This is a genomic window from Vibrio sp. KUL80 (genome assembly GCF_059725495.1).
Genome location: NZ_AP045841.1, coordinates 2,200,641 through 2,222,939, shown reverse-complemented (window position 1 = coordinate 2,222,939; position 22,299 = coordinate 2,200,641). Strand labels below are relative to the sequence as shown.

At 45.1% G+C, this 22,299-nt stretch carries 18 protein-coding genes; 6 read left to right on the top strand and 12 right to left on the bottom strand.

Features of this window, described 5'->3' with window-relative positions; genetic code table 11:
- Positions 1-21 precede the first annotated feature (21 nt).
- Entirely contained in the window at positions 22-2,346 is a 2,325-nt protein-coding gene (locus tag AC6I8U_RS10225) for a glycerophosphodiester phosphodiesterase family protein (protein WP_498016783.1), read from the top strand.
- Positions 2,347-2,404: 58 nt separating this feature from the next.
- Here the strand turns inward: AC6I8U_RS10225 and AC6I8U_RS10220 are convergent, their stop codons facing one another.
- The 7 genes from AC6I8U_RS10220 to AC6I8U_RS10190 form a co-directional block, all read right to left on the bottom strand.
- The gene (locus AC6I8U_RS10220; RefSeq protein ID WP_128649628.1) at positions 2,405-2,713 is read right to left on the bottom strand and encodes a hypothetical protein; all 309 of its coding nucleotides are present in this window, start codon (positions 2,711-2,713) and stop codon (positions 2,405-2,407) included.
- 77 nt (positions 2,714-2,790) lie between these two features.
- Positions 2,791-4,017: an ABC transporter permease gene (locus AC6I8U_RS10215; RefSeq protein ID WP_498016782.1), complete on the bottom strand. Its 1,227-nt coding sequence runs from the start codon at positions 4,015-4,017 to the stop codon at positions 2,791-2,793.
- On the bottom strand, positions 4,014-4,718 hold the full coding sequence (locus tag AC6I8U_RS10210) for an ABC transporter ATP-binding protein (RefSeq protein WP_252014177.1): 705 nt from the start codon (positions 4,716-4,718) through the stop codon (positions 4,014-4,016). Before AC6I8U_RS10210 ends, AC6I8U_RS10215 begins: the two co-directional genes overlap by 4 nt.
- Positions 4,718-6,106 (bottom strand): efflux RND transporter periplasmic adaptor subunit, encoded by a 1,389-nt coding sequence (locus AC6I8U_RS10205; RefSeq protein ID WP_498016781.1) that lies wholly within the window; start codon positions 6,104-6,106, stop codon positions 4,718-4,720. The genes AC6I8U_RS10210 and AC6I8U_RS10205 overlap by 1 nt, the downstream gene beginning before the upstream one ends.
- A gap of 225 nt (positions 6,107-6,331) precedes the next feature.
- Positions 6,332-7,782, bottom strand: a protein-coding gene (locus AC6I8U_RS10200) for an IS1182 family transposase (protein WP_498016780.1) whose coding sequence is annotated in 2 segments (ribosomal slippage) — positions 6,332-6,588 and positions 6,588-7,782 — 1,452 coding nt in all. Because the reading frame shifts where the segments join, the coding sequence is not laid out codon by codon here.
- Positions 7,783-7,886: 104 nt separating this feature from the next.
- Positions 7,887-9,287, bottom strand: coding sequence for an asparagine--tRNA ligase (asnS, locus tag AC6I8U_RS10195; RefSeq protein WP_112479586.1), 1,401 nt, complete (start codon positions 9,285-9,287; stop codon positions 7,887-7,889).
- Between the two features lie 125 nt (positions 9,288-9,412).
- The gene (locus AC6I8U_RS10190; protein ID WP_498016779.1) at positions 9,413-11,032 is read right to left on the bottom strand and encodes a methyl-accepting chemotaxis protein; all 1,620 of its coding nucleotides are present in this window, start codon (positions 11,030-11,032) and stop codon (positions 9,413-9,415) included.
- Positions 11,033-11,334: 302 nt separating this feature from the next.
- Between AC6I8U_RS10190 and AC6I8U_RS10185 the strand changes: the two genes are divergently transcribed.
- From AC6I8U_RS10185 to AC6I8U_RS10175, 3 genes are read left to right on the top strand one after another with little or no spacing between them, the layout of a single operon-like run.
- Positions 11,335-11,922, top strand: coding sequence for a hypothetical protein (locus tag AC6I8U_RS10185; protein ID WP_498016778.1), 588 nt, complete (start codon positions 11,335-11,337; stop codon positions 11,920-11,922).
- Positions 11,919-12,911, top strand: a complete 993-nt coding sequence (locus tag AC6I8U_RS10180; protein ID WP_498016777.1) for a glycosyltransferase family 2 protein — start codon at positions 11,919-11,921, stop codon at positions 12,909-12,911. The genes AC6I8U_RS10185 and AC6I8U_RS10180 overlap by 4 nt, the downstream gene beginning before the upstream one ends.
- Positions 12,912-12,915: 4 nt before the next feature.
- Complete coding sequence (locus AC6I8U_RS10175; RefSeq protein ID WP_498016776.1) at positions 12,916-14,049, top strand: hypothetical protein; 1,134 nt, start codon at positions 12,916-12,918, stop codon at positions 14,047-14,049.
- 71 nt (positions 14,050-14,120) lie between these two features.
- Here the strand turns inward: AC6I8U_RS10175 and AC6I8U_RS10170 are convergent, their stop codons facing one another.
- From AC6I8U_RS10170 to AC6I8U_RS10155, 4 genes are all read right to left on the bottom strand, one after another.
- Entirely contained in the window at positions 14,121-15,482 is a 1,362-nt protein-coding gene (locus AC6I8U_RS10170; protein WP_234493996.1) for an L-serine ammonia-lyase, read from the bottom strand.
- Positions 15,483-15,586: 104 nt separating this feature from the next.
- Entirely contained in the window at positions 15,587-16,837 is a 1,251-nt protein-coding gene (locus AC6I8U_RS10165; protein WP_394151862.1) for an aromatic amino acid transport family protein, read from the bottom strand.
- Positions 16,838-17,066: 229 nt separating this feature from the next.
- Positions 17,067-17,660 carry a CoA pyrophosphatase gene (locus AC6I8U_RS10160; protein WP_498016775.1) on the bottom strand — a complete coding sequence of 198 codons (594 nt, stop codon included), beginning with the start codon at positions 17,658-17,660 and terminating at the stop codon, positions 17,067-17,069.
- Positions 17,661-17,750: 90 nt separating this feature from the next.
- On the bottom strand, positions 17,751-18,086 hold the full coding sequence (locus tag AC6I8U_RS10155; RefSeq protein ID WP_446568611.1) for an Hpt domain-containing protein: 336 nt from the start codon (positions 18,084-18,086) through the stop codon (positions 17,751-17,753).
- A gap of 313 nt (positions 18,087-18,399) precedes the next feature.
- Here AC6I8U_RS10155 and AC6I8U_RS10150 point away from each other — a divergent pair, with 313 nt between their 5' ends.
- Positions 18,400-19,272: a sigma-70 family RNA polymerase sigma factor gene (locus AC6I8U_RS10150; protein ID WP_446568612.1), complete on the top strand. Its 873-nt coding sequence runs from the start codon at positions 18,400-18,402 to the stop codon at positions 19,270-19,272.
- 526 nt (positions 19,273-19,798) lie between these two features.
- Here AC6I8U_RS10150 and AC6I8U_RS10145 read toward each other — a convergent pair.
- Positions 19,799-20,143, bottom strand: coding sequence for a hypothetical protein (locus AC6I8U_RS10145; protein ID WP_498016774.1), 345 nt, complete (start codon positions 20,141-20,143; stop codon positions 19,799-19,801).
- 175 nt (positions 20,144-20,318) lie between these two features.
- On the opposite strand from AC6I8U_RS10145, the gene AC6I8U_RS10140 reads away from it, so the two are divergent.
- Positions 20,319-22,280 (top strand): sensor domain-containing phosphodiesterase, encoded by a 1,962-nt coding sequence (locus tag AC6I8U_RS10140; protein ID WP_498016773.1) that lies wholly within the window; start codon positions 20,319-20,321, stop codon positions 22,278-22,280.
- Positions 22,281-22,299 lie beyond the last annotated feature (19 nt).

The window sequence follows — 22,299 nt, the reverse complement described above, 5'->3', positions numbered from 1 at the left end:
ATCTAATACAGGAGGCAGCTAATGAACAGCTATAGAGTGATATTTGGATTGGTGGCAACAGTGTCACTATTAGGGTGTGGTGATGACAATGACGATACGATCATTCCAGGGGAAGGCGTTAACGTCATTTTAGCGGAAAACTTTGCGAACGTTGAAAATGGTCAGCTACCAGAGGGATGGGACCTAGTCACTAACCTTGGTGAGGCTTATGTAAAAGACGGCTATCTCTACATAGACGGTACCGTTGATAACTACACGGCAACGGCCGTTGAACTGCCGCAAGAGCTGTCTGGCTATGGTAATTACAAAGTCACGGTGAATTTTACCATTCCTGAGGCGAACAATAGCTCGCGTTGGGCAGGCTTTAAATACCGTATCCTTGGGTCAGATCCTTACTATCAGATGGCGATACGCCAAGCTGCAACGAGCAATAACGGCACTGAACTTGCCGCTCGCTATCAAAATGAATGGACGATTCTTGATACTAGCGCGTTTAATCAAGATATCGATCCAGAGCAAATCTATACGGTTGAGATCATTACTCATGGTGACCGTGTTCAACAGAAACTCAACGGTCAACTACTTCATGACAATGCAATCTTACCAGTAATGGGAAATATTGGTTTTCAGGCGGCGGGTTCAGTACTGAAAATCCAAGATGTCAAAATTACCGAACAAATAGAAACACTGCCTAAACTTGAGCAAATCTATTCGGTTGATGAGCCAGAAACTGAGATTGCGATGGCACCAAGTGTTATCGGTACTGACTTTAGCTCACTTGATAGCTTAAATTATTTCAACGGATCGAATGCATACTTGAAACTTGATAGCTCTCTGGGGGTGTACTCTCATGATGGTGAGTACTTGTCATCGCTCGAGCAGCTGTTGGCTGCTGAGCTCAGTATTATCCCAGTGCTTGAACTCGCTAATGATGTGGCTCTAGATAAGCTGACAGAGGTTCTTGAGAGCTATAAGGCCGTCGACCTTACTTTTGTTTCCACTGAGCATACACAGCTCACCGAACTAAGAGCTAGAAACGGTAACATTCGTTCAGCGATGAAAGTGCTAGCAGAAGACGTTGGCTCCGACATCAGTGCATGGCATGGCCTTGTTTCTAGAGTCACAGCATCTAAATCTCGAATAGTGGTCTTGCCGCAATCAGAGGTGACTGCAGAGCTAATGGACTATCTGCAGCGTCGCTTGCTTACGGTGTGGGTTGAACATGACGGAGTAAGCTCTATGGCGAGCCTGTTGACAACGGGAGCTCATGGCCTAGTGACGGCACACACTGATGTGCTTGCCGAACTGATGGGTAAGTTTCCTTCAAACTCATTGATTCGCAAACCTCTTATTATAGGTCATCGCGGCGTCCCTTCATTAGTGCCTGAAAATACTTTAGAAGGTGCAATTAAAGCGCTTGAACTGGGTGTTGACGGTAATGAGTATGATGTTTATCTCTCTGCGGACAATCATGTCGTCGTCATGCATGACACAACGGTTGACAGAACGACGGATGGAACAGGTAAAGTCGAGGAGATGACACTAGAAGAGTTACGGGCACTCAGTATATTAGACCTTGATGGTGTAACGCCAACTGCGATGAAAGTACCCACTTTGGCTGAGTTCTTCGAGGAGTTTAAAGGCGAAGAGATGACGCATTTCCTCGAGATCAAGAGTGCAAATCCGCTAATTGTTGATGAGATTGCAAAACTTACTGAGGAATATGATGTAGCTGATCAGCTAATAGTCATTACTTTCAACGAACAGCAGACGCAAAGAATGGCTGAAATCATGCCGACAATTCCAGTTGGATTACTGACGTCACACAGTGAAGGCAGAGATTCAGAAGCGACGCTACTTCAAATGCTTAAGAAGGTTCAGCCATTATCAACCACGTATAACCCGTCTTACGCCAATTTATCTGAGGAGACAATTGGCATTGCAAAGCATCGTGGCATGACTCTCTGGCCTTGGACGTATCGCAATAAAGAAGATCAGAATAAGCACTATGCGATGGGTATCCATGGACTGACTACGGATTATGCACAGTGGTCCAGTGACAAGATGGTGTCTGTATCGGTGTCTACTAAGGATATGAATGTAGATGTTGATCAATCGCTAGCTCTCGATGTTTTGCTTAGAGACCAGAAAGGTGGTGAGCAAGCGGCTATTGCGGTTAAGTTCCTCGTGACTCAAAGCAGTGCGGATTACGAACAAAATGAAGATGGGGAGTTAGTCTTCAGTACTTCAGGCCAAGCAGAGGTGCTGGCAATGTACCAACATCATTTGGAGACAGGTGAATCTTACTTCATCTACTCAACGCCTGTTACAGTCACTGTAAACTAATTAAAAAAGCCGCATTCAACAAGACCTGTTGGATGCGGCTTTTCTGTTCAAGTAAAGCTCATTTATCAAATCCTTTTAGCTCGTGCTCTGACTCAACGGCTTGTGTTTCGATGTCAGGGTTTTGGTCAAATTTGCTCTTTGCCCAGTCGTTAAGGTGTTTCAAAATCGCACTGGCGGCGTGCTCTTTAGTGATTTCTTCACTGCTGCCAACACTAATCGCTTGCTTAACGCGTTGGCCGGTTTCATCTTCTGCAACGTGCAGCCAGTCTGGGTGCCAATAATAGGGTTGACCGCTTTTTGTTTCCCATTTGTGAACACCGTTGGACTCACCATGGTAGTCGATATCACTGTTTGAAAATTTAGCCATCTTATTGTCCTCAACTCAGGGGAGATTACTTAAATGTAGCTCTATTTTTAAAACGTGGTACACCCAAGTAGACGTTACTATTCGAAACGAAGCGCCTCTATTGGATCGAGTCTTGATGCTTTATAGGCTGGGTAAAATCCGAACCCAACGCCAATAAAGGCTGTAGCCGAGATGCTCAGCACAATGATCATTGGAGAAACAATAAGTTGCCAACCCAAACCGTATTGAAGCGCGGCAATCACAAGCAGAGAAATAATGATACCGAGCAAGGCTCCAACTAAGCACAGCACGACGCTCTCAATAAGAAACTGACTCATGATGTGTTTGGGTTTTGCACCTACCGCCATTCTAAGTCCAATCTCACGGGTTCGCTCCGTTACGCTCACCAGCATAATGTTCATCACTCCAATGCCGCCTACGAGTAATGATACGCCTGCCACACCAGATAGTAACAGTGAGAACACTTTGTTGGCTTCTGCCCGAGTATTCATCATTGCGGTAAGGTTCATTATCTTAAATGGACTAACTTGATTCGCGGGGATACGATGTTTTTGAATCAGCAAGCGTTCTACTTCGTCAGCCACAAAATCCATATCATCTTTGTTTCCGACCGAGATAGTGATGCGTTTAATTTGGTCCGATTTACCATTATTGCGGCCAATCACTTTTCGATTTGCGGTCGTGATTGGGATAATCACGATGTCATCTTGATCTTGCCCTCGCATGTCTTGTCCTTTCGACGCAAGCACACCTGAAATCGAAAGCGGAATCTTGTTAATACGGATCGTTTCACCTAATGCTGATTCAATGTTACCAAATAGCTCGCTGGCCACGGTATGACCAATGAGAGCAACTTTTGCTCCACGTCGCACGTCGCTGTCCTCGAAGGCTTCACCGTGGCTCATTTCCCAGTTTGACGCTACGAGGTAGTCAGTATCTGTTCCGTATACAGAAGTACTCCAGTTTTGATTGCCCCAAACGACTTGAGCTTGATTATTGACAGAACCTCCAACAGCGATCGCTTCAGGGATTTCGCTTTTAATAATCGCAACATCGCTCATAGTAAGGCGATTGCTGGCTCCTACAGCTTGTGAAGCTCCACCAGATTTTATGGATCCAGGGCGGACCATTAATAGGTTTGAACCTAGGCTTTCTATTTGCTGTTCCACTTCACGTTGAGCACCTTCACCCAATGCAAACATGATCACCACAGCGCTAATGCCAATTATAATGCCCAACGTAGTGAGAATAGAGCGAAGTAGGTTTCGCCTCAGCGAGAGAAGAGCTGTTGATATTAGTATCATGCAGCCCCCTTAGACTCATGACTAGATAGGTCAGCGATGAGTTTACCATCTCGAATTCTGAGAATTCGCTGAGCTTGGGAGGCCACTTCGTCATCGTGTGTGATGATAATAATGGTCTGCCCTTGTTGATTGAGGTGGTGGAATAGCTCGACTATTTCTTCGCCCGTCTTGCTGTCCAGCGCGCCCGTCGGCTCATCTGCTAACAATATATCAGGTTGATTAACCAGCGCGCGCGCAATCGCAACTCGTTGCTGCTGCCCCCCTGAGAGCTGATTTGGATGCGAGTCTAGCTTGTCACCTAAACCAACGAGTTCTAAGCATTGCTGAGCTCGTGTGCTGGCATCTTTAATAGGGTCGTCAAAATACATGAGGGGCATTTTGACATTGTCGACGGCTGATGTTCGGGCAAGGAGATTAAATTGCTGAAAGACAAAACCTATGTGGTCCCTCCGTACTTCCGCTAATTGATTTTTGTCCATGTTTTGAATGGAATTATCAAGGATGGTGATCTCGCCAGTTTCCGGAGTCATAAGGCAACCAATCATATTCATTAAAGTCGACTTTCCGCTTCCTGATGGTCCCATGATGGCAACCATTTCCCCTTTGTTGATTGAAAAGCTGACGTCATTGAGAACTTGGAATCGATCTGCCCCGGTCGGAAAACTATGACTGATGGATTTACATTCAATAGCGATAGTCATCAGTTGCCCCCACGATATTGGGTAACCACGACTTCATTACTTAGATCGGGATGGATAATAGCGGTATATTTGTCATCTGCCACTCCGAGTTGTGCGTACACGGTCTCAATTTGATTGTTACGCAGCAAAAGCAACGGACCCATTTTGATCTTGCCATCTCGTATCTGCTTTTGTAGTGCACGCTGCTCTTTAGTCAGTACTTCGGCTAATCGTTTTGACATCATTTGACGTTGCTGACGATCAGCGTTGTGTGATCCTGAAGCGTCTCGGTTTGGCATAGATTGTTGGATCTGGCGTTCTTGCTCAGGCGTCAGGTTGAGGTATTTAAGCCGCGCTAGTGGTCCTTTCTGCTGATTGCTATTGGATACCTCGTAGCGACTCGCGATACGAACCGCTGCGTTGCTGACCCTTTGAACATCCCTCAAATTCTCAATAGAGACTTCTAAGTTAGCGGTCATTCCTGGGAGTAACATGCCTCGAGGGTTAGGGGTTTCAATTACTACGACATAGCTGACGACACCGGAGTTATCTTGTGGTGCTTTACGTATTTGTCGCACGTGGCCTCTAAATTCTCTGTCGGTAAATGCATCGACACCGAAGGAGACTTGTTGTCCTTCCTTAATAAGACCAATATCGGACTCATCGATGTAGGCTTCTATTTCCATTTCAGACAGATCGCGTGCGATCGTAAATAATTCTGGCGTGTTGTAGCTAGAAGCAACTGTCTGACCGGCTTCGATCGTTCGGTTAATAACAAAGCCGCTTATAGGAGCGCGTATATCGGTGCGCTCTAATTGAATCTTCGCTTGAGCAAGACTCGCGATGTTAGCGTCATGAGTCGCTTTGAGTATGTCCCTCTCTACGATAGCTTGTTGCCAGTCAATATTGAGAAGCCGGCTGGTGGTCTCCAGTACGTCAATAGAATCTTCAGAGACATTTTTCTGAACATACAACTCTTTAGCTCTATTTAGCTCACGAATCGAGCGTTGGTAGTCTAACTTTGCGCGCTCAATTCTTAGTTCTTGGGATTTAAGGTCGGAGGCACTTTTATCGGCAAGGGCTTGTGCTTGGTCGACTTGAGCGGCGAAAGAAGCGGGATCCAATTTGGCGAGCAGTTGTCCTTCCTCAACACTGTCGTTGAAGTCGGCATAGACCTTGATAACTTGTCCTGAGAGCTGGGCACCGACGACCACATCATCGACGGCTGCTAAAGTGCCAGTTGCACTCACAGTGTTGCTAATATCGCCGATGGATACTGATTCAGTTCTGTAAGACTGTGTTGGCGTGCTTTGCGTTCCCCACAAAACGGGATAAGTTTGATAGATAGCGACTGATGCTACTGCTGCAATAGATAACGATATGACCGTGTTTCGAATTGTACGATTCATCTTCCATGCCCTAGTTATTGTAATACAAGTACAACGATATCAAGCGATAGAAAATAGTGGACTGAATTTACAGAGCTTTACACAAAGTTGAGAGGCAGGGGAGAGCACCTTGAAGGATAAAAAAAGCCGCTCATAAAGAGCGGCTCAGATTGCTGACGAACCCCGCTTTTTCAAGCGGGGTTCTTTTTTCTGAGCGGCCATAGGCCGCGATCGCGATATTTTTTGTTAGATAGCGCTCTGAAGTGAGTTGAGCCTAAACCGGCATACAGAGGCCAGTATTTGACGTATTTCTGCCCTATTTAAGCCCATTTTTCGCAGATAGCTCACCACCAACGCTATCTTCTTGATGTTTTGAGCGGCAGCGGCTAACCAACATTGCATCTGCACTTTTGCGAGACCACGGTAGCGCGCGTAACGGTGACCATGGTGTTGTTTTGCATCGGCGAAGCTTCGTTCTACCGTTTCACTTCGCCTCCGATACGTCTTTTTCCGTAGCAAGAGAGTCGCATTTGATTGGCTCGCTCCACCGCCTCGCTGTAGAGGTGACGCGTTATGACCTTCTGCATGTTTTCACTCTTGGTGCAGTCGTCCCGAACGGGGCAAAACGCACATTGCTTCGGGTCGGAAGCGTATGAGCGATAGCCTGCGCGTGTTGTGGTTTTATAGACGAGCTCCTGCCCTTCTGGACAGCGATAGGTATCGGTCTCTTTTTGGTATTTGAAGTCTTTCTTCTTAAATTTGTTCTTAGTTCTTGATGGGCGGCGATACCCGAACACACCTAATAGACTGCGGCGCTCGAGTGATTCAGCAACAGGCGCTGTGAAGTAACCTGCATCGATACCAACTGCGATGGGGTTGAGGTTGAACTGCTCTAGCGTGTGGTCGAGACGACGGATATAGGGCTGTGAGTCATTCACATTCCCCGGTGTTGCGTATGTGTCTATGATTATACCGTGCTTGCCATCCACGGTTCGGTGGTCAAGATAGAAGAAGCCTTGAGGCTTATTGTCCCGGGTCATGAAGCCACTTTCAGGGTCGGTGGTGCTGACTTTGGTGTTTTTGACGTCTGTCTTTGGTGGCGTCTCCTTGAATGGATTTTTACCTTCGGCTTCTCGGTCTGCGGCCACATCTTCATTCAGCATATCAAGATAAGCGCCTGCACTAACTGGGCGCAGACGATTCATGTGCTTGTTCTTGTTAGCATTGGCTTTAAGGTGTGTACTGTCAGTGAAGAGCTCCTGTCCTGCGACTAAGCCTTTCTCCATCGCTTGAAGCACTATGTTATTGAAGATGCGCTCAAAGACTTCAGTACCATTGAAGCGTCGAATTCGGTTCTGGCTTAACGTCGAAGCATGGATAACTTTTTCGGTCAGTGACATTCGCAAGAACCAACGATAGGCGACGTTCACTTCAATTTCTTTGACCAGTTGGCGCTCACTTTTGATGCCGAATAGGTAGCCAAGCAGAATGATTTTGAATAAACGAACAGGGTCTACGGGCGGGCGGCCGTTATCTTTGCAGTATAGATGTGCCACTTCGTCTCTGATGAATTCAAAGTCGATGGCATTATCAATTTTTCGTACGAGATGATTTTGTGGAACAAGCTGTTCCATAGTGACCATTTCAAGTTCGTATTGCTGAGGAGAAGGTTCTTGGAAGCATATCGGAGTATCCATATTTCGATACTCCTATTAGATCAAAGGTCTGGCTCGAAAGCTAGACCTTTGTCAGCAGTCTGAGCCGCTCATAAAGAGCGGCTTTAGGGAATAGATAGAGTCTATTAGAAGTTCGCACTACGCGGTGTACGTGGGAATGGGATAACGTCACGAACGTTGCCCATGCCAGTCACGTAAGACACTAGACGCTCGAAACCAAGACCGAAGCCTGCGTGAGGCACTGTGCCGTAACGACGCAGGTCGCGGTACCAGTTCATGTGCTCTGGATCGATGTTCATCGCGCGCATGCGGTCATCTAGGATGTCTAGACGCTCTTCACGCTGTGCACCACCGATGATTTCACCAATGCCAGGTGCTAGTACGTCCATTGCCGCAACTGTTTTACCGTCGTCGTTCAAGCGCATGTAGAATGCCTTGATGTCTTTCGGGTAGTTCTTAACGATAACTGGCGCTTTGAAGTGTTCTTCAGCTAGGTAACGCTCGTGCTCAGAAGACATGTCGATACCCCATTCAACTGGGAATTCGAACTCACGACCAGAATCTAGAAGGATTTGGATTGCGTCCGTGTAGTCAACCTGTGCAAAGTCAGCATCTACGAACTGCTCAAGACGAGTGATTGCTTGCTTGTCGATGCGTTGAGCGAAGAACTCAAGGTCGTCGCGGCGCTCTGCTAGTACTGCCTTAAATACGTACTTAAGCATGTCTTCAGCAAGCTTAGCTACGTCTTCTAGGTCTGCGAACGCGACTTCAGGCTCAACCATCCAGAATTCCGCTAGGTGGCGGCTGGTGTTTGAGTTTTCTGCTCGGAACGTCGGACCAAAGGTGTAAACCTTGCTTAGTGCACAAGCGTAAGCTTCTGCGTTTAGCTGACCTGATACCGTTAGGAATGTCTCTTTACCGAAGAAGTCTTCGTTAAAGTCTACGTCGCCTTTTTCAGTGCGAGGTAGGTTTTCTAGGTCTAGAGTAGACACGCGGAACATTTCGCCTGCACCTTCAGCGTCAGACGCTGTGATAAGTGGTGCAGAAGTCCAGAAGAAACCTTGCTCGTGGTAGAAGCGGTGAATCGCTTGAGATAGACAGTTACGAACACGTGCAACTGCACCAATCACGTTAGTACGTGGACGAAGGTGCGCTACTTCACGTAGGTATTCGATTGAGTGACGAGTCTTAGCCATTGGGTAAGTCTCTGCGTCTTCAACCCAACCAACAACCTTAACGTCAGTCGCTGCAAGCTCAAAGTCTTGACCTTTTGCTGGAGATTCTACGATTTTGCCCGTTACTTCTACTGAACAACCAGTAGTCAGTTTTAGAACTTCTTCTTCGTAATTATTTAGATTATTTGGGACCACGGCCTGAATCGGGTCGAAACAAGAGCCGTCGTAGATGGCAAGGAAAGAGATTCCAGCTTTGGAATCACGACGCGAACGGATCCAGCCGCGAACAGTTACTTCACTGTCAACAGCTAGCTTACCGCTTAGTACGTCAGTTACAGGCGCGTAAGTCATGTTATTAATCTTCTCCATGGAGGTAACAATACAACCCAATGATTATTGACCAATAATTAGTCAACTCATTGGGTTGCTACTAAATTTCTTTTCAAAGGCACATATTACCTGTCAATTTTCATGGTTCAACCTTTATTGTGGTTATTAAGCATAAATTGATTAAGTAATGTCTCCAACTGATGAGAAAGCTGTTGTAAGTCCATGCTGATTTGATGTGTCTGCGTTGCGCTGCTTGAGGTTTCATTCGCATGCTGAGTGATGATGGCGGTTTTTTCACCGACGCTTTCGCTGGTTTGTCGATTTGCCTGGATCTGTTCTTGAACTTGACTAGCAAGGTCTGTGGTCGATTCTATTTGCGAAACGACTGTCTGCATTTTGCTCGCCAGTGCTTGAACTTCGTCGGCGCGTTGATGAGCAGTGTCTGATACTTTGTTGACCGCCTCAACGGAGAAGCTGCTGCCTTGCTGGAACTTGGCAATGATCTCTTCTATGTCGTTAGTGGCATCAGTCGTTCGACTTGCCAGTGATCGAACTTCGTCTGCAACGACAGCAAAGCCACGACCCTGTTCGCCTGCTCGTGCTGCTTCAATGGCGGCATTGAGAGCGAGTAGGTTGGTCTGATCGGCGATACCTTTGATGGTCGAGAGAATGGCAGAGACTTGCTCTGTCTGGGCATTAAGCTCGGAGATATGGGTGGATACCTCAGTGATGTCTTGCACTAGTAGCTCAATATCGTCGCTAGCACCTTTTGCTTCAATGCTACTAGCTCGTGTGAGCTCACAGGTTTCTTGCATCAACAAAAAGGCTCTCTCCGTGGCATCACTGACCGTGGCTTGCTGCTCTTTAAGCATTTGCATATTGCTTTCAACGGCTGCGGTTTCATCGAGCTGACGTTTAGCAGTGGACTCATTGTTCTCAGCGATGTCCGTCAATTTGTCGGCATTGCTGCTTACCGTCTGCGCAGTGGTTTGAACCTTTATTAGGCTTTCAGAAACCGTATCCAAGAAGGCGTTAATATCGTTGGTTAAATCGCCGACTTCGTCATTTTGTTTTTGTGATAAACGGATAGAGAGATCTTTACTGCCGCTCACACGCGTCATAAATTTTGATGTCGTTTGAACCGGTCCAACAATAAATCGACGCGCGATAAAAATGGTCGACAGGTAACCAAGGAACGCGATCGCCGCCATGATAGCGACTGCAATCGCCGTGCGCTTGTTCACCATCCCATTCACATGGCTAAGATTGTATTCAATTCGAATTGCACCAAGCACCTCGCCCTCTTCTGTCATATGGCAGGCGATACAGTTGGTGCCACGGTAATCGGCGCTTGCTTTCATTGGGAGCGCAATAACAAGACCATTTCCCCAGTCTGCTTTGAACGGTTCTAATACGGTTTCACCGTTTAGGGCGCGGCGGTCGATATCATCGACGGCTATTTGGTTGTCGAGTCCCGCCCCATAGAGTTTACTGACCGCATCACCGCGAAGGACGCGAACGTTCTCAATATTCTCTTGGGCGAGTGCTTTATTTCGTAGTGTCTCTTTTTGAACCATGGTGCCGGTGATCATCATCATGTTTAAGCTATCAAAATAGTTGCTTGCTTTATCATGCAATTGTTCACTAAGGACGGAGTAAATAAGATCACGTTGTTGGTTGTATTGATAGGTTGTGGAAATGATAACCACAGTGCCAAAAACCAGAATAAGTGCGAGTAGGAGTTTATTTGTTATTGTAAGTCGCATAATTATATTGTTAATTGTATGGGCTGACAGGGTGAATATTAAGTTAATGAATGGGTGTCGGGGAAGTGATTTTGTGGCAAAACCTCGCAAAGCTCATGGTTTTTTGTGCAAACTGAACCAATTATGAGAAATCATCCAAACTGCAGCAGAAGCTTTTATTACCAAGTTATAACAAGAGTGAATCGTAGCGAGCGGATTATAAGAAGGTCACCGAAACTTAATCAGTTTCTGACCGTCTATTGACAGATCGATAGTAGGCAAAGAGTAAAACCAATAACATATGTAACCAAATGTTATTGAGCATGTCTGCACAACGTTTTGATCTTAAAGAAGACACCAACCTAAAGGTGTCGAGTAAAGGCATCTATCGTTTAGCGATATTCGTCTTGCTTGCGCTATTATCGATGTACTATTTGTGGGTTCTATATTTAGCCGCGCACCCGCAAGTCAATACTGCCTATCGAACCTATTATATAGATAAACAAACACTCTATTGGGCGAAGGACAATGCGCACGTCTTTTGGCCAGATTCTGGTGTCATCGACACCTCAGAAAACCAACCCTATTTGAGCCGCCAGGGATGGGCTGTGAAACCTGACCAGCATGGCAGAGAGTTAGTACACAACGGAAGTGTATTTTTTAATTTAGGGGCTGCTCCAACTCATTCCATTCGCGTGAAGTTAGCGTTGACGCACTCTATAACCGAGCCCGTGTATATCTCCCTCGATGGTCACAAGCAAGTGAAGTTGCTACCGCATGACCTCAATGCGTTGGAAGCTACGCTTCCTGCATCGCAATATTCTAAAGAGGCCTCACTACACCAAATACAGTTTGAGACTCCCGCAAGCCTTAACGTCAATCAAATTTCGATAACCGAGGTGGCTCAATGAAAAATATAAATAATTATACGTTGTCGATTTTGGTTCCCGTTTATAACGAGCAAGAGTCGATATTGCCCTTTATGGATGCGTTAGAAACGAGCCTCCATTCAATCAAAGATAAGTTAGATATTGTCTTTGTTAATGATGGCAGTAGTGATGATACGAAACGAATTATCGAGTCCGTTATCGAGGTTGATTCTCGAGTGAGCCTAGTCAATCTGGCCAGAAACTTTGGTAAAGAGTCTGCAATGACAGCAGGGCTGGATCATGTTCAAGGTGATGCGTGTGTGATCATGGATGTGGACCTGCAAGACCCTCCCGAATTTATTCTTAAGTTTCTTGAACTTTGGCAGACAGGTGACTGGGATACCGTGTATGGCGTAAGAGTGGATCGTTCCAAAGATACTTGGGTAAAGCGCATCACTGCTGGTGGCTTTTATCGCTTTTTTAACTGGATCGCTGCTGAAACTAAGATTCCAGAAAATGCAGGGGATTTTCGTATTATTGATAGAACGGTCATTGATGCTATTCGTCAGCTTCCTGAGCGTAATCGTTTCATGAAAGGCCTATTAGCATGGACGGCATTTCGTTCGACAGGGGTTGAATTTGAGCGGCCGGAGCGTGCAGCGGGTGAAACTAAGTTCAATTACTGGAAGCTATGGAACTTTGCCGTAGACGGTATTTTTAGTTTTACCGCGTGGCCTTTGCGCATTTGGGGTTTTGTTGGCTGCGGTATATCGGGTCTAGCGTTCCTTTTCATGTTGAAGATCATCATCGGGGCGACGTTCTTTGGTATTAAGACACCCGGCTACGCATCGACGATCAGCGTGGTGTTGTTTTTGGGCGGAATACAGCTCATTTCGCTTGGTGTAATCGGCGGCTATGTCAGCAGAATTTACAGAGAAATAAAACAGCGCCCCATCTATCTCATAGAGGGTGTTTATGGAAGATACCAATCAGTCTCCCAACCACAGCAAACAATCTCTAAGGCGGGCTAGTAAGATGGAAAACAACAAACCTAGCCTTGCGATCAGCAAACAACAGTGGATGCTGATTATTGTGGCGGTATTCGTAAGCCGAGTTGTGTTATATGGAACAGGTTTAATTGGTACTCACGCCTACAATCCAGAGACGGTCGCTAATCTAGAACTATGGAAGCAAATCTGTCGTTTTGATTGTATGTGGTTTCAGCGTATCGCAGACGATGGCTACGCGTTAGTGCCAACTTACATGAAAGGAGGCAATGCCGCCAACTGGGCATTTATGCCTGTCTCTCCCTATTTAGGAAAATGGATGTCTTGGCTGGTGGGAGATACCAACTTAGCGTTGATCTTAGTTTCAAATCTAACGTTTGTATTTAGCATTGTCGTCTTTCTAAAGGCGCTTAAACAGCTTTCTATTCGCGAAGAGATGCAAGAAGTCGCTGTCTGGCTTATGTGCTTCTCGCCATACGGAGTATACGCTCTGTCTGGATATTCAGAGCCACTCTATATTGCACTAATAAGCGGGGTGTTTATCGCGTGTTATCGTCAAAACTGGTGGTTGGTAGGACTGTTAGGTCTTGTTGCCGCGATCACTCGCAATTTAGGTGTGATGGTGGTGTTTTCAGTGCTGATATTCGGTGTACAAGCGTATGGAGCAAGTAGCTTTTATCGGCTAAAAGATAACGCACTGTCGGTCATTGGAGCTATCTGGCTCATTCCACTAGGCTTCTTTACCTATATGATGTACTTGCATTTCCATATGGGAGATGCCCTCGCATTTGGCCATATACAGATTGCATGGGGTAGGGTGGTGAGCAATCCTATTGAGTGGTTAGTTTATGGCGTGGAAACTGGTGGTGCGAAACTTTATCTCGTCATCGTATCGCTGATGGGGTTTGCTCTTAACGGATATCTATTTGCCAAAAAGCGCTACGCGGAAGCTGTGTTCATGCTTATTAATCTGTTAATTCCTCTTTCATCAGGGGTTAACGCTATGCCGAGGTACATCTTCGGCTTGTATCCTACCTATCTTGCAATAATTCTGCTGTTGGACAAATACCCTAGAGCCCGAATGCCCACCTTGCTGGCAGGAGCGGTGCTCTCAACGTTTTTTGCGATAGGGTTCTATTCAAACGTATTTTTCACTGTTTAAAGAACAAAAAAGTGTAGAAAACAAAAAACCGAAGCCTTGGCTTCGGTTTTTAATAAGTATACTAACGATGATTAGCACACGACCTTAATTGCCAAACCACCTTGAGAAGTTTCGCGGTATTTAGCGTTCATGTCTTTGCCGGTTTCAAGCATAGTTTCGATGACTTTGTCGAGAGATACGCGAGGAGCCGAAGCTCGGCGTAGTGCCATGCGAGTTGAATTGATCGCTTTTACTGCAGCAATGCCGTTACGTTCGATGCATGGTACCTGTACCTGACCAGCAACTGGGTCACACGTCAAGCCTAGGTTATGTTCCATTGCGATTTCAGCCGCCATACACACCTGCTCTGGGCTACCGCCCATAAGCTCAGCAAGGCCAGCAGCAGCCATAGAACATGCAACACCGACTTCACCTTGGCAGCCGACTTCAGCGCCAGAGATAGACGCATTTTGCTTGTACAGTCCACCAATCGCACCAGACGCTGCGAAGAAGCGAATGTAGTCCTTCTCAGTCACGGTTTGGATGAACTTGTCGTAGTAAGCAAGAACTGCTGGGATAATTCCGCAAGCACCATTAGTTGGTGCTGTTACAACACGACCGCCTGCAGCATTTTCTTCGTTTACTGCGAAAGCAAACATGTTAACCCAGTCAACAACCGACATTGGGTCCGTCGTCGTTTTCTCTGATGTGATAAGTTGCTGGCGCAGCGCTGCAGCACGACGCGGTACGCGCAGTGGACCTGGCAGAATACCTTCAGTGTTCATACCACGTTCCATACACTCGCGCATGGTACGCCAAATGTTAGCAAAGTAAGTGCGCGTCTCTTCATCTGAGTGGATCGCGTGCTCATTTGCCATCACAAGTGTACTAATCGATAGGCCATTGTCCTTACATAGATTAACGAGCTCTTCAGCTGAATTAAACTCATAAGGCGCTTTGAGTGCAGAGATTTCTTCTTTTCCAAAGTTCTCTTCGTCAACGATAAAACCACCACCGATAGAGTAGTAAGTTTTTGAGTAAGCCAACTCTTCGTCGATCCAAGCGTGGATCTGCATGCCGTTTTCGTGCAGTTCCAAGTTGGTAGTATGGAAGTTCATTCCGCCTTCGCGTGGGAATGAAACCGTATGGCAATGCATGCCAACCGGTAGACGTTCAGTTTCTTCAACGCGAGCTATGAATCCTGGGATTGAGTCGATGTCGACTTTCTCTGGCGAGTTTCCTGCCAAGCCCATGATGATAGCAATATCTGTGTGGTGACCTTTCCCTGTCAGCGATAGTGATCCATAAACATCTACAGTGATCTTGGTGATATCTCTTAGCTTGCCCATAGTACGTAGGTCGTCGATGAACTCTTTACCAGCTTTCATCGGACCAACGGTGTGTGAGCTTGAAGGACCAACACCAATCTTGTAGATATCAAAAACACTGATCATACTGATTTGCCTCTAGAAAAGCCCCTAAACGTGATAGGGGCTTAAATTATCATTATTGTGTATCGAGATACGGTTTAATCGAGATGTTCAATTGACTGCGTCAATTAAAAAGCGCCGTAGATTACCGAAGTAATCGCTGCAACACCACAGATTGCTGTAAAGATTTGTACAGGTGCAGAAGTTTTGTACTTCGCCATTGCTGGTACTTTCTTCATTGCGTAAACAGGCATCAAGAATAGGATTGCAGCAATCATTGGCGCGCCCATGGTTTCAATCATACCTAGGATGCTTGGGTTGATGATTGCAACGATCCAAGTCGTCACTACGATGAACACTAGAGATGCTTTCTCAATCTTACCGATAGGTGCTTTAGAGCGTGATTTACCAAGACCTACAAGACCTTCGTGAGCACCTAGGAAGTGACCAAAGTAGCTTGAAGTGATTGCAGCGAATGCAACAACAGGACCTAGGATAGAGATAAGAGGAGACTCGTGAACGTTTGCAAGGTAAGACAGTACAGAGATGTTTTGTTCTTGCGCGATAGAAAGCTGCTCTGGAGACAGAGAAAGTACTACCGAGAATACGAAGAACATAACAAAGCCCATCAGCATCATTGCCGCGCCGCCAGTAATCATATCAGTCTTCTTAACTGCTTCCTCACCGTAAACGCGACGTTGCTCTTTAGAGAACTGAGAAATGATTGGGCTGTGGTTAAATGAGAACACGATGATAGGGATAGCAAGCCAGATAATAGCAGGCATTGAACCCCAGTCTGGGCTTACGCTCATCATTGAGGTGTTCCAGTCTGGAATCAGGTATACAGACAGTGCTAATAGGATGAACACCAATGGGTAAACCATTGCTGACGTCGCTTTTAGCATTAGCTCTTTACCGAACACAACGCCACATGTCATTGCACCAATCAGACAGCCAGATAGTAGCCAACGAGGAATAGATTCCATCCCCATTTGGTTTACTAGGAATGAGTCCACTGTGTTTGTGATACCTACACCGTAGATAAGAACAATCGGATAAATAGCGAAAAAGTAAGCGAAGGTAATAAGGTTTGCACCCGCTTTACCAAAATGTTCTTCAACAGTGTCCGTGATATCCGCATCTGGGTTTTTAGCAGAAAGAACAAAACGCGCTAAGCTCTTGTGCGCAAACCACGTCATTGGTGCTGCGATTAGGGCTAGGATTACTAATGGCCAGAAACCGCCAGCACCTGCTTTGATTGGAAGGAAAAGTACGCCAGCACCAACAGCCGTACCGAAGAGAGAAAGGGCCCAAGTGAAATCTTTGTAGGTCCACTTAGACGAAGAGCGGCTCGCTGCCGCAGTAGTTGTGGTAGTCATAGGTTAATACTCATTTTTTGGGAACAGGAAATAAGTCGGCGGCAATATTGCACGTAAATTGCAGGTAAAAACTAGATCTAGGTCATGATTTTGATGGGGATATAAATAGCACGAATGTTTTCGTTATTTTAGTCACGTTTTTTGTGTGCTACTGATAAGTTGAGTTGTGTTTAGGGATTAGAAAAAATAATGCGAAAGAAGGGCAAACGTTTGGCTGAAATTATAGTAATTAGTTTAACAATAATTGAGTTTGTAAGTTTTCGATGATTTGAGCGGTGGCACCCCAAATAAAATGTTCTTTATAAGGTATAGACAGAACACGATGGCGCTTACCTTGAATATGAAAAGCAACAGAAGACAGATTTTCAGGAGAAGCTAAAAACTCAAGAGGGACCTCAAAAAGATAGTCGACTTCATTGGTATCGATTTTAGGCCGGTAGTTTGCATCAACAAAAGCTAGCACGGGTGTGACGTGAAAAGCGGTAACGGTCACCAGTTTCGGAAGGTTACCAATGATCGAAAGGTGATCGTGAGATACACCGATCTCTTCTTCAGTTTCACGAATAGCAGTAAAGACCGGGCTGTCGTCCGTAGGTTCGACTTTTCCCCCAGGGAAGCTTATTTGACCGGGATGGTGCTTCAAGTGGCTAGCTCGTTTCGTCAGTATGACGTGAAGTCTACTTTCACGTTCAACTAAGCCGATCAGTACACTAGCCTCTCGAAGTGAGCGTCTATCGACGTTTGCGGTTCTCTGTTTTGTATCCTTGTGATAATCCTTAGTCTGCAGAAGCTGAAAGCGTGCTAAAAAATCGGTTTTGGTCATAAAAACTCACTACTACTAGACCTTGGACACAAAAATCTCGAAGCTCCAGCCTTTATCGCGTTTATTGGTGGTTGAAGAGCTAAACAGGAATCAAACCACAGAGGCAAGGTATTCGTTAATCTGACCTTTAATCACGCCGAGTTCCTGAATAACAAATTGAATATCGTCAGCTTGAGGTGCCTCACCATTACGAGTCGTTCCTTCAATCGCTTCTAATCTTTCTACTGCTTTTGCTTCGCCAAAACTGGCTAGAATACCCTTGAGTGAATGCGCGGTGATAAAGAGTTCGCTCCAGTTTTGCTCATCGTAGAGTGACTGAATTTTTTCTGCGCCATTCTCATGTTCTTCCATAAACGCCATAAACACGGCTGCGATGATGTCCTCGTCATTATCCATGTAGCTACGAAGTACGTCGAAATCTATCATCCTACTGTCCTTTTATCATGTTTGCCGATACTTGGTTAAGAGATTGCCCTATTTCGTTACCAAACTCAGATACTTAACAACCTTAGTATAGATTATAAAAAAGAGAAGTCAGTGATCCAGAAGATCTAAACTTTATCTTCGACCTTGCCAGAGATCTAAGACTTTTCTACTAATTTGCTCACTTTTTGAGTAATGCGTATGAAGTAAATTTTGATGCATAGCATAAACGTGACTATTCTTGATTATGCGACTCACCTCGAAACAATAGAATGAATAAGTTGGCTGGGGTCGCGCATAAAAAATGGAGATGAACATGAGCGCAAGGATCGAAAACACTAAAACGGAGTTCGATGGCGGCACGGCCGACTTTTACTCCAAGTACATCCAAGACGTTGTTGGGATCGACCTACTTACCCCCGAGCAAGAGTATCACTATGCGACGCTTGCACGTCGCGGTGATAAAGCGGCGAGAGACGTACTTATTGAGTCAAACTTGCGTCTCGTCGTTAAGATTGCAAGAGGCTATACAAAACGCGGCTTAAACAACCACACTATTCTTGATCTCATAGAAGAGGGAAACCTTGGATTGATCAAAGCGATAGATAAGTTTGAACCTGAAAAAGGTTTCCGTTTTAGTACTTATGCGGTGTGGTGGATTCGCGAAAGTATCGAGTCTTCATTAATGAATACCGGACGCACTGTTCGTCTACCCGTTCATGTGATCAAAGAGATCAACCGCTTGTCCAGACAAACCAATGACATGGTGTCTGATCTAAAAAGAGCCCCGTCAGTCAAAGAAATCGCGGAGCAGACTGCAAACTCGCAAAAGCACGTCAGTGAGCTTATTCACATGAGTGGTTTCATCGAATCGAGTTCATCGGTTGATATTGTAGACAAAGAATACATGAGCTTAGATACGTGCCGATCAGAGGCAATACCTGAGCCGTACGATACTTGTCATGATGAAATGTTATTGAAAAGCCTTGAAAGAGTGGTGCTATCTCTGCCAGAGAAATACAGAGATATCGTGATACATCGATTTGGACTTTTTGGAAAAGAGGTGCTCACTTTAGATTGTCTTGGTGAGATGTATGGGCTTTCTAAAGAGCGTGTCAGACAGTTACAGCAAGAAGGGGTCGCAAAACTTCAAAACAGACTTCGATTTGATGGCTGGGTCAGTAATTAGCGACGTTTTAATCAGTGTTGTAATGGAGCTTCGTTTGAGGCCTTTAACAGCAGATTGTTGAGCCGAGAATGCGTTGGGGATTGCGGTAAGGTCGTTAAGACACGTCTAAAAGATGCAAAGTACGCGTGACTACGCAGCACGGTTAGGATTGTCGATTCGAGGCGTTCTAACCGGCTGCGTTTTTCTTGCTCTGAAGAGGACAGCCAGTCTCCTTTTATCGTGCTTTTGGAGTCGAGTGAAAAGCTATTCCAAAATGTTTGGTCCTCTCCAAATAGAGGTGAGTAACCACTTTGGTACCATGCTTCAATCATCTCCCTAATCTCTATCTCTTCAAGTGGTATTTCTTGCTCACTCAGTTCGACTCCTTTTGGTAGAGTTTCACAATAAGAGTAATCGAGTTTGTTCTTTACGTATTTGTACATGATGTAAATGGGTAGTGATGACTCAGTTAACATATCATAAGCTAAAGCGCTTCTCTATTGATAAATATGAAATTAGAGCTTTCGCTCGTTATTTTTCCGTTTAGCTATGCAGCTTGCTTTTCTAACAAGTAATGAAGGTACTGACACTCGAGTGAATCCTTTCGCCACTGAGAGGTAATTCTTCTCAGAGCGCTTTGATATGCTCGACATCGGATCAACACTGCTAGAGTTTGAGTCAGTCTTTTGAAGTTGCTTACTTGCTCCCAGAAGTTCACTTTTGTGTTTTGGGCGTTAATAAAAGGGACAAAGCCTGCCTCGTACCAACATTCTAATACCTCTCTAATTTCAAACTCTTCTTCTGGGATGTCCCCCTCGATTAACCGCGTGTGCATTGGAGGTGCAATCCGATATTCGTCGTCATAGATGTTTTCAACGTAGACGTAATCCATTTGAATCCTCCATAGGTGAGCCACATGACAGTAAACTAGAAACTAAAAAATAAGATTCAAGGAAAGATTGGCTTGAATTTGGCTTTGATTCTCCTAGTTTGCTTCTGTGCAACAAAGTCCCAAAAGAGAGACTTTGAGCAACACGTAGTTGGCTGATAAAAATAGAGAGAGCAAGATGCTATCTAAGCAGGCTGAAGCAGAAAAATTGTTCTGGTCGGAACATTTACACGACATCACTACCGAAGTGTCGAAGGGTGCATTTTGGCAGCATGTGCTGGGTTACGATGCCAATCAGTCTAATATTAATCCACCCTCTATCGACAGTGTGAACCATATCTTAACCCTAATAAGAGATGTTCAGTTTACTGGTTCGCCTTCTGCTGTCCCTATTGCTTTAGAAACAACACTAGGTGAGCTAATCATCGTTAAGTTTGAAATCTATTTGATATTAGACAATAACGTAAAAGGGTGTATCGAGGTGCTTTCACATACGGAAGCACGCCTAGCCAGCACTGAACTTTTGGAACACGTGTTGGATGATCCAACTCGAGGGATTCTAGTCACCAATCAAAAACATCGAGTTTTATTTGCCAACGAGAAACTGTGTCGAGACCATGGCGTATCTTCGATTTCGCTATTAGGAAGGGATATCAGTGATGCTGACCTTTTCCATAGTGATAAACGACATATTGAGGCTTTTCAGAAGCGCATTGAGCGTGAAGCGAAATGGCGCGGCGCGCTAATAACTAAAGCAAAAGATGCACGTTCTACGCTTGAAATGGTCTATATCAAGAAAGTGGAAATCGCTAAAGATCAGTGCTTCTTCATTTATACATTTTTAGGCGAACATCAAAAGCCTGCGTACCCCAAAGTCCAAAACCCGACAAGTGCGCCTAATTTGGACGACATGGATGAAGTCGCGTTTCGAAATAACGCAAGGAGACTTTCTTCAAAAGGAGGAAAGTACATAGTCGTAAGTTTACGTCCTCGATTCTACAGTGAACTAGAGGCGGAATCTCGCCAAAAAGTGTTCGCTGCATTAAAAGCTTTCCATGATGCGGATAGCTTTGGTTACCTAGGTAGAAACACTTTTGTTGTGTTACTGAAAATACGGGAAAATGATGTTGAAGATGTCGCTACCATTAATCTTTGTATCAAGCAGTTTTTCTCTGGACTTAGTAAATATTTAGAAGACCACTTAGTTAACGACATATCCGATGGACAGATAGGTGTTGCGCTTCATGGCTTTAACAAGTGCGGTATGGATGAGGTGATTTCCCAATCTGTACAAGCAATGTTTGTTCATGATTCAAAGTCGAGTAGCGTCAACTTCTATGATGAAGTGCTAGTCCAAGCGAGCATTCGTCGAAGAAAGCTAGAGAGTTTGCTCTTAGAAGCGATTCAAAACAAACAAATCGATGTTCATTTTCAACCGATAGTGGATACCAAGTCAGGCGAAGTGGTGAAGTTAGAAGCGCTGTGCCGATTCCAATTCTCAGAATTGGATTATTGTGTTCAAGAAATGATTCATCTGGCGGAAGAGCTAAAGATGATCAACACCATTGATATGTTGGTGGCTGAACGCGCGATAGAGGAGTTTCTCGCTTTGGATGCGAGTGTCCCGCAGAAACTAACGCTTTCTTTAAACTGTTCAATTGCCGATACAGATTCCCCTCATCTCGATGAGCTCTATGAGTTTATCAACGCTTCACCGGTTTCAAACAAAGATGTGACAATTGAGATTACTGAAACGTCCTACTTCGAAAAAAACATAAATAACTCCAATCTCTTAGAGAAGATTCGCTCATCGGGTGTGAAAATAGCCGTAGATGACTTTGGTACCGGTAACTCGTCATTTTCCTATTTTAGTGACTTCCATTTTGATGAGTTGAAGATAGATCGTAAGTTCATCACCGATATCGACCAAATAAAGCAAAAATTCTTTGCGGTTAACATGCTGAGGCAACTGTCGCATGATCTCAACATTAAGGTAGTGGCTGAAGGGGTAGAGCATGCTAGAGAACTTGAGACGCTTAAACTGATCGATGTTGATTATATTCAAGGTTATTACTTTTATCGTCCGATGAGCTCAAAGCAATTGAAACAAGAGCTTATTGCTTCGGGTCGAACACATTAACTTTTCGTCGTATTAATTG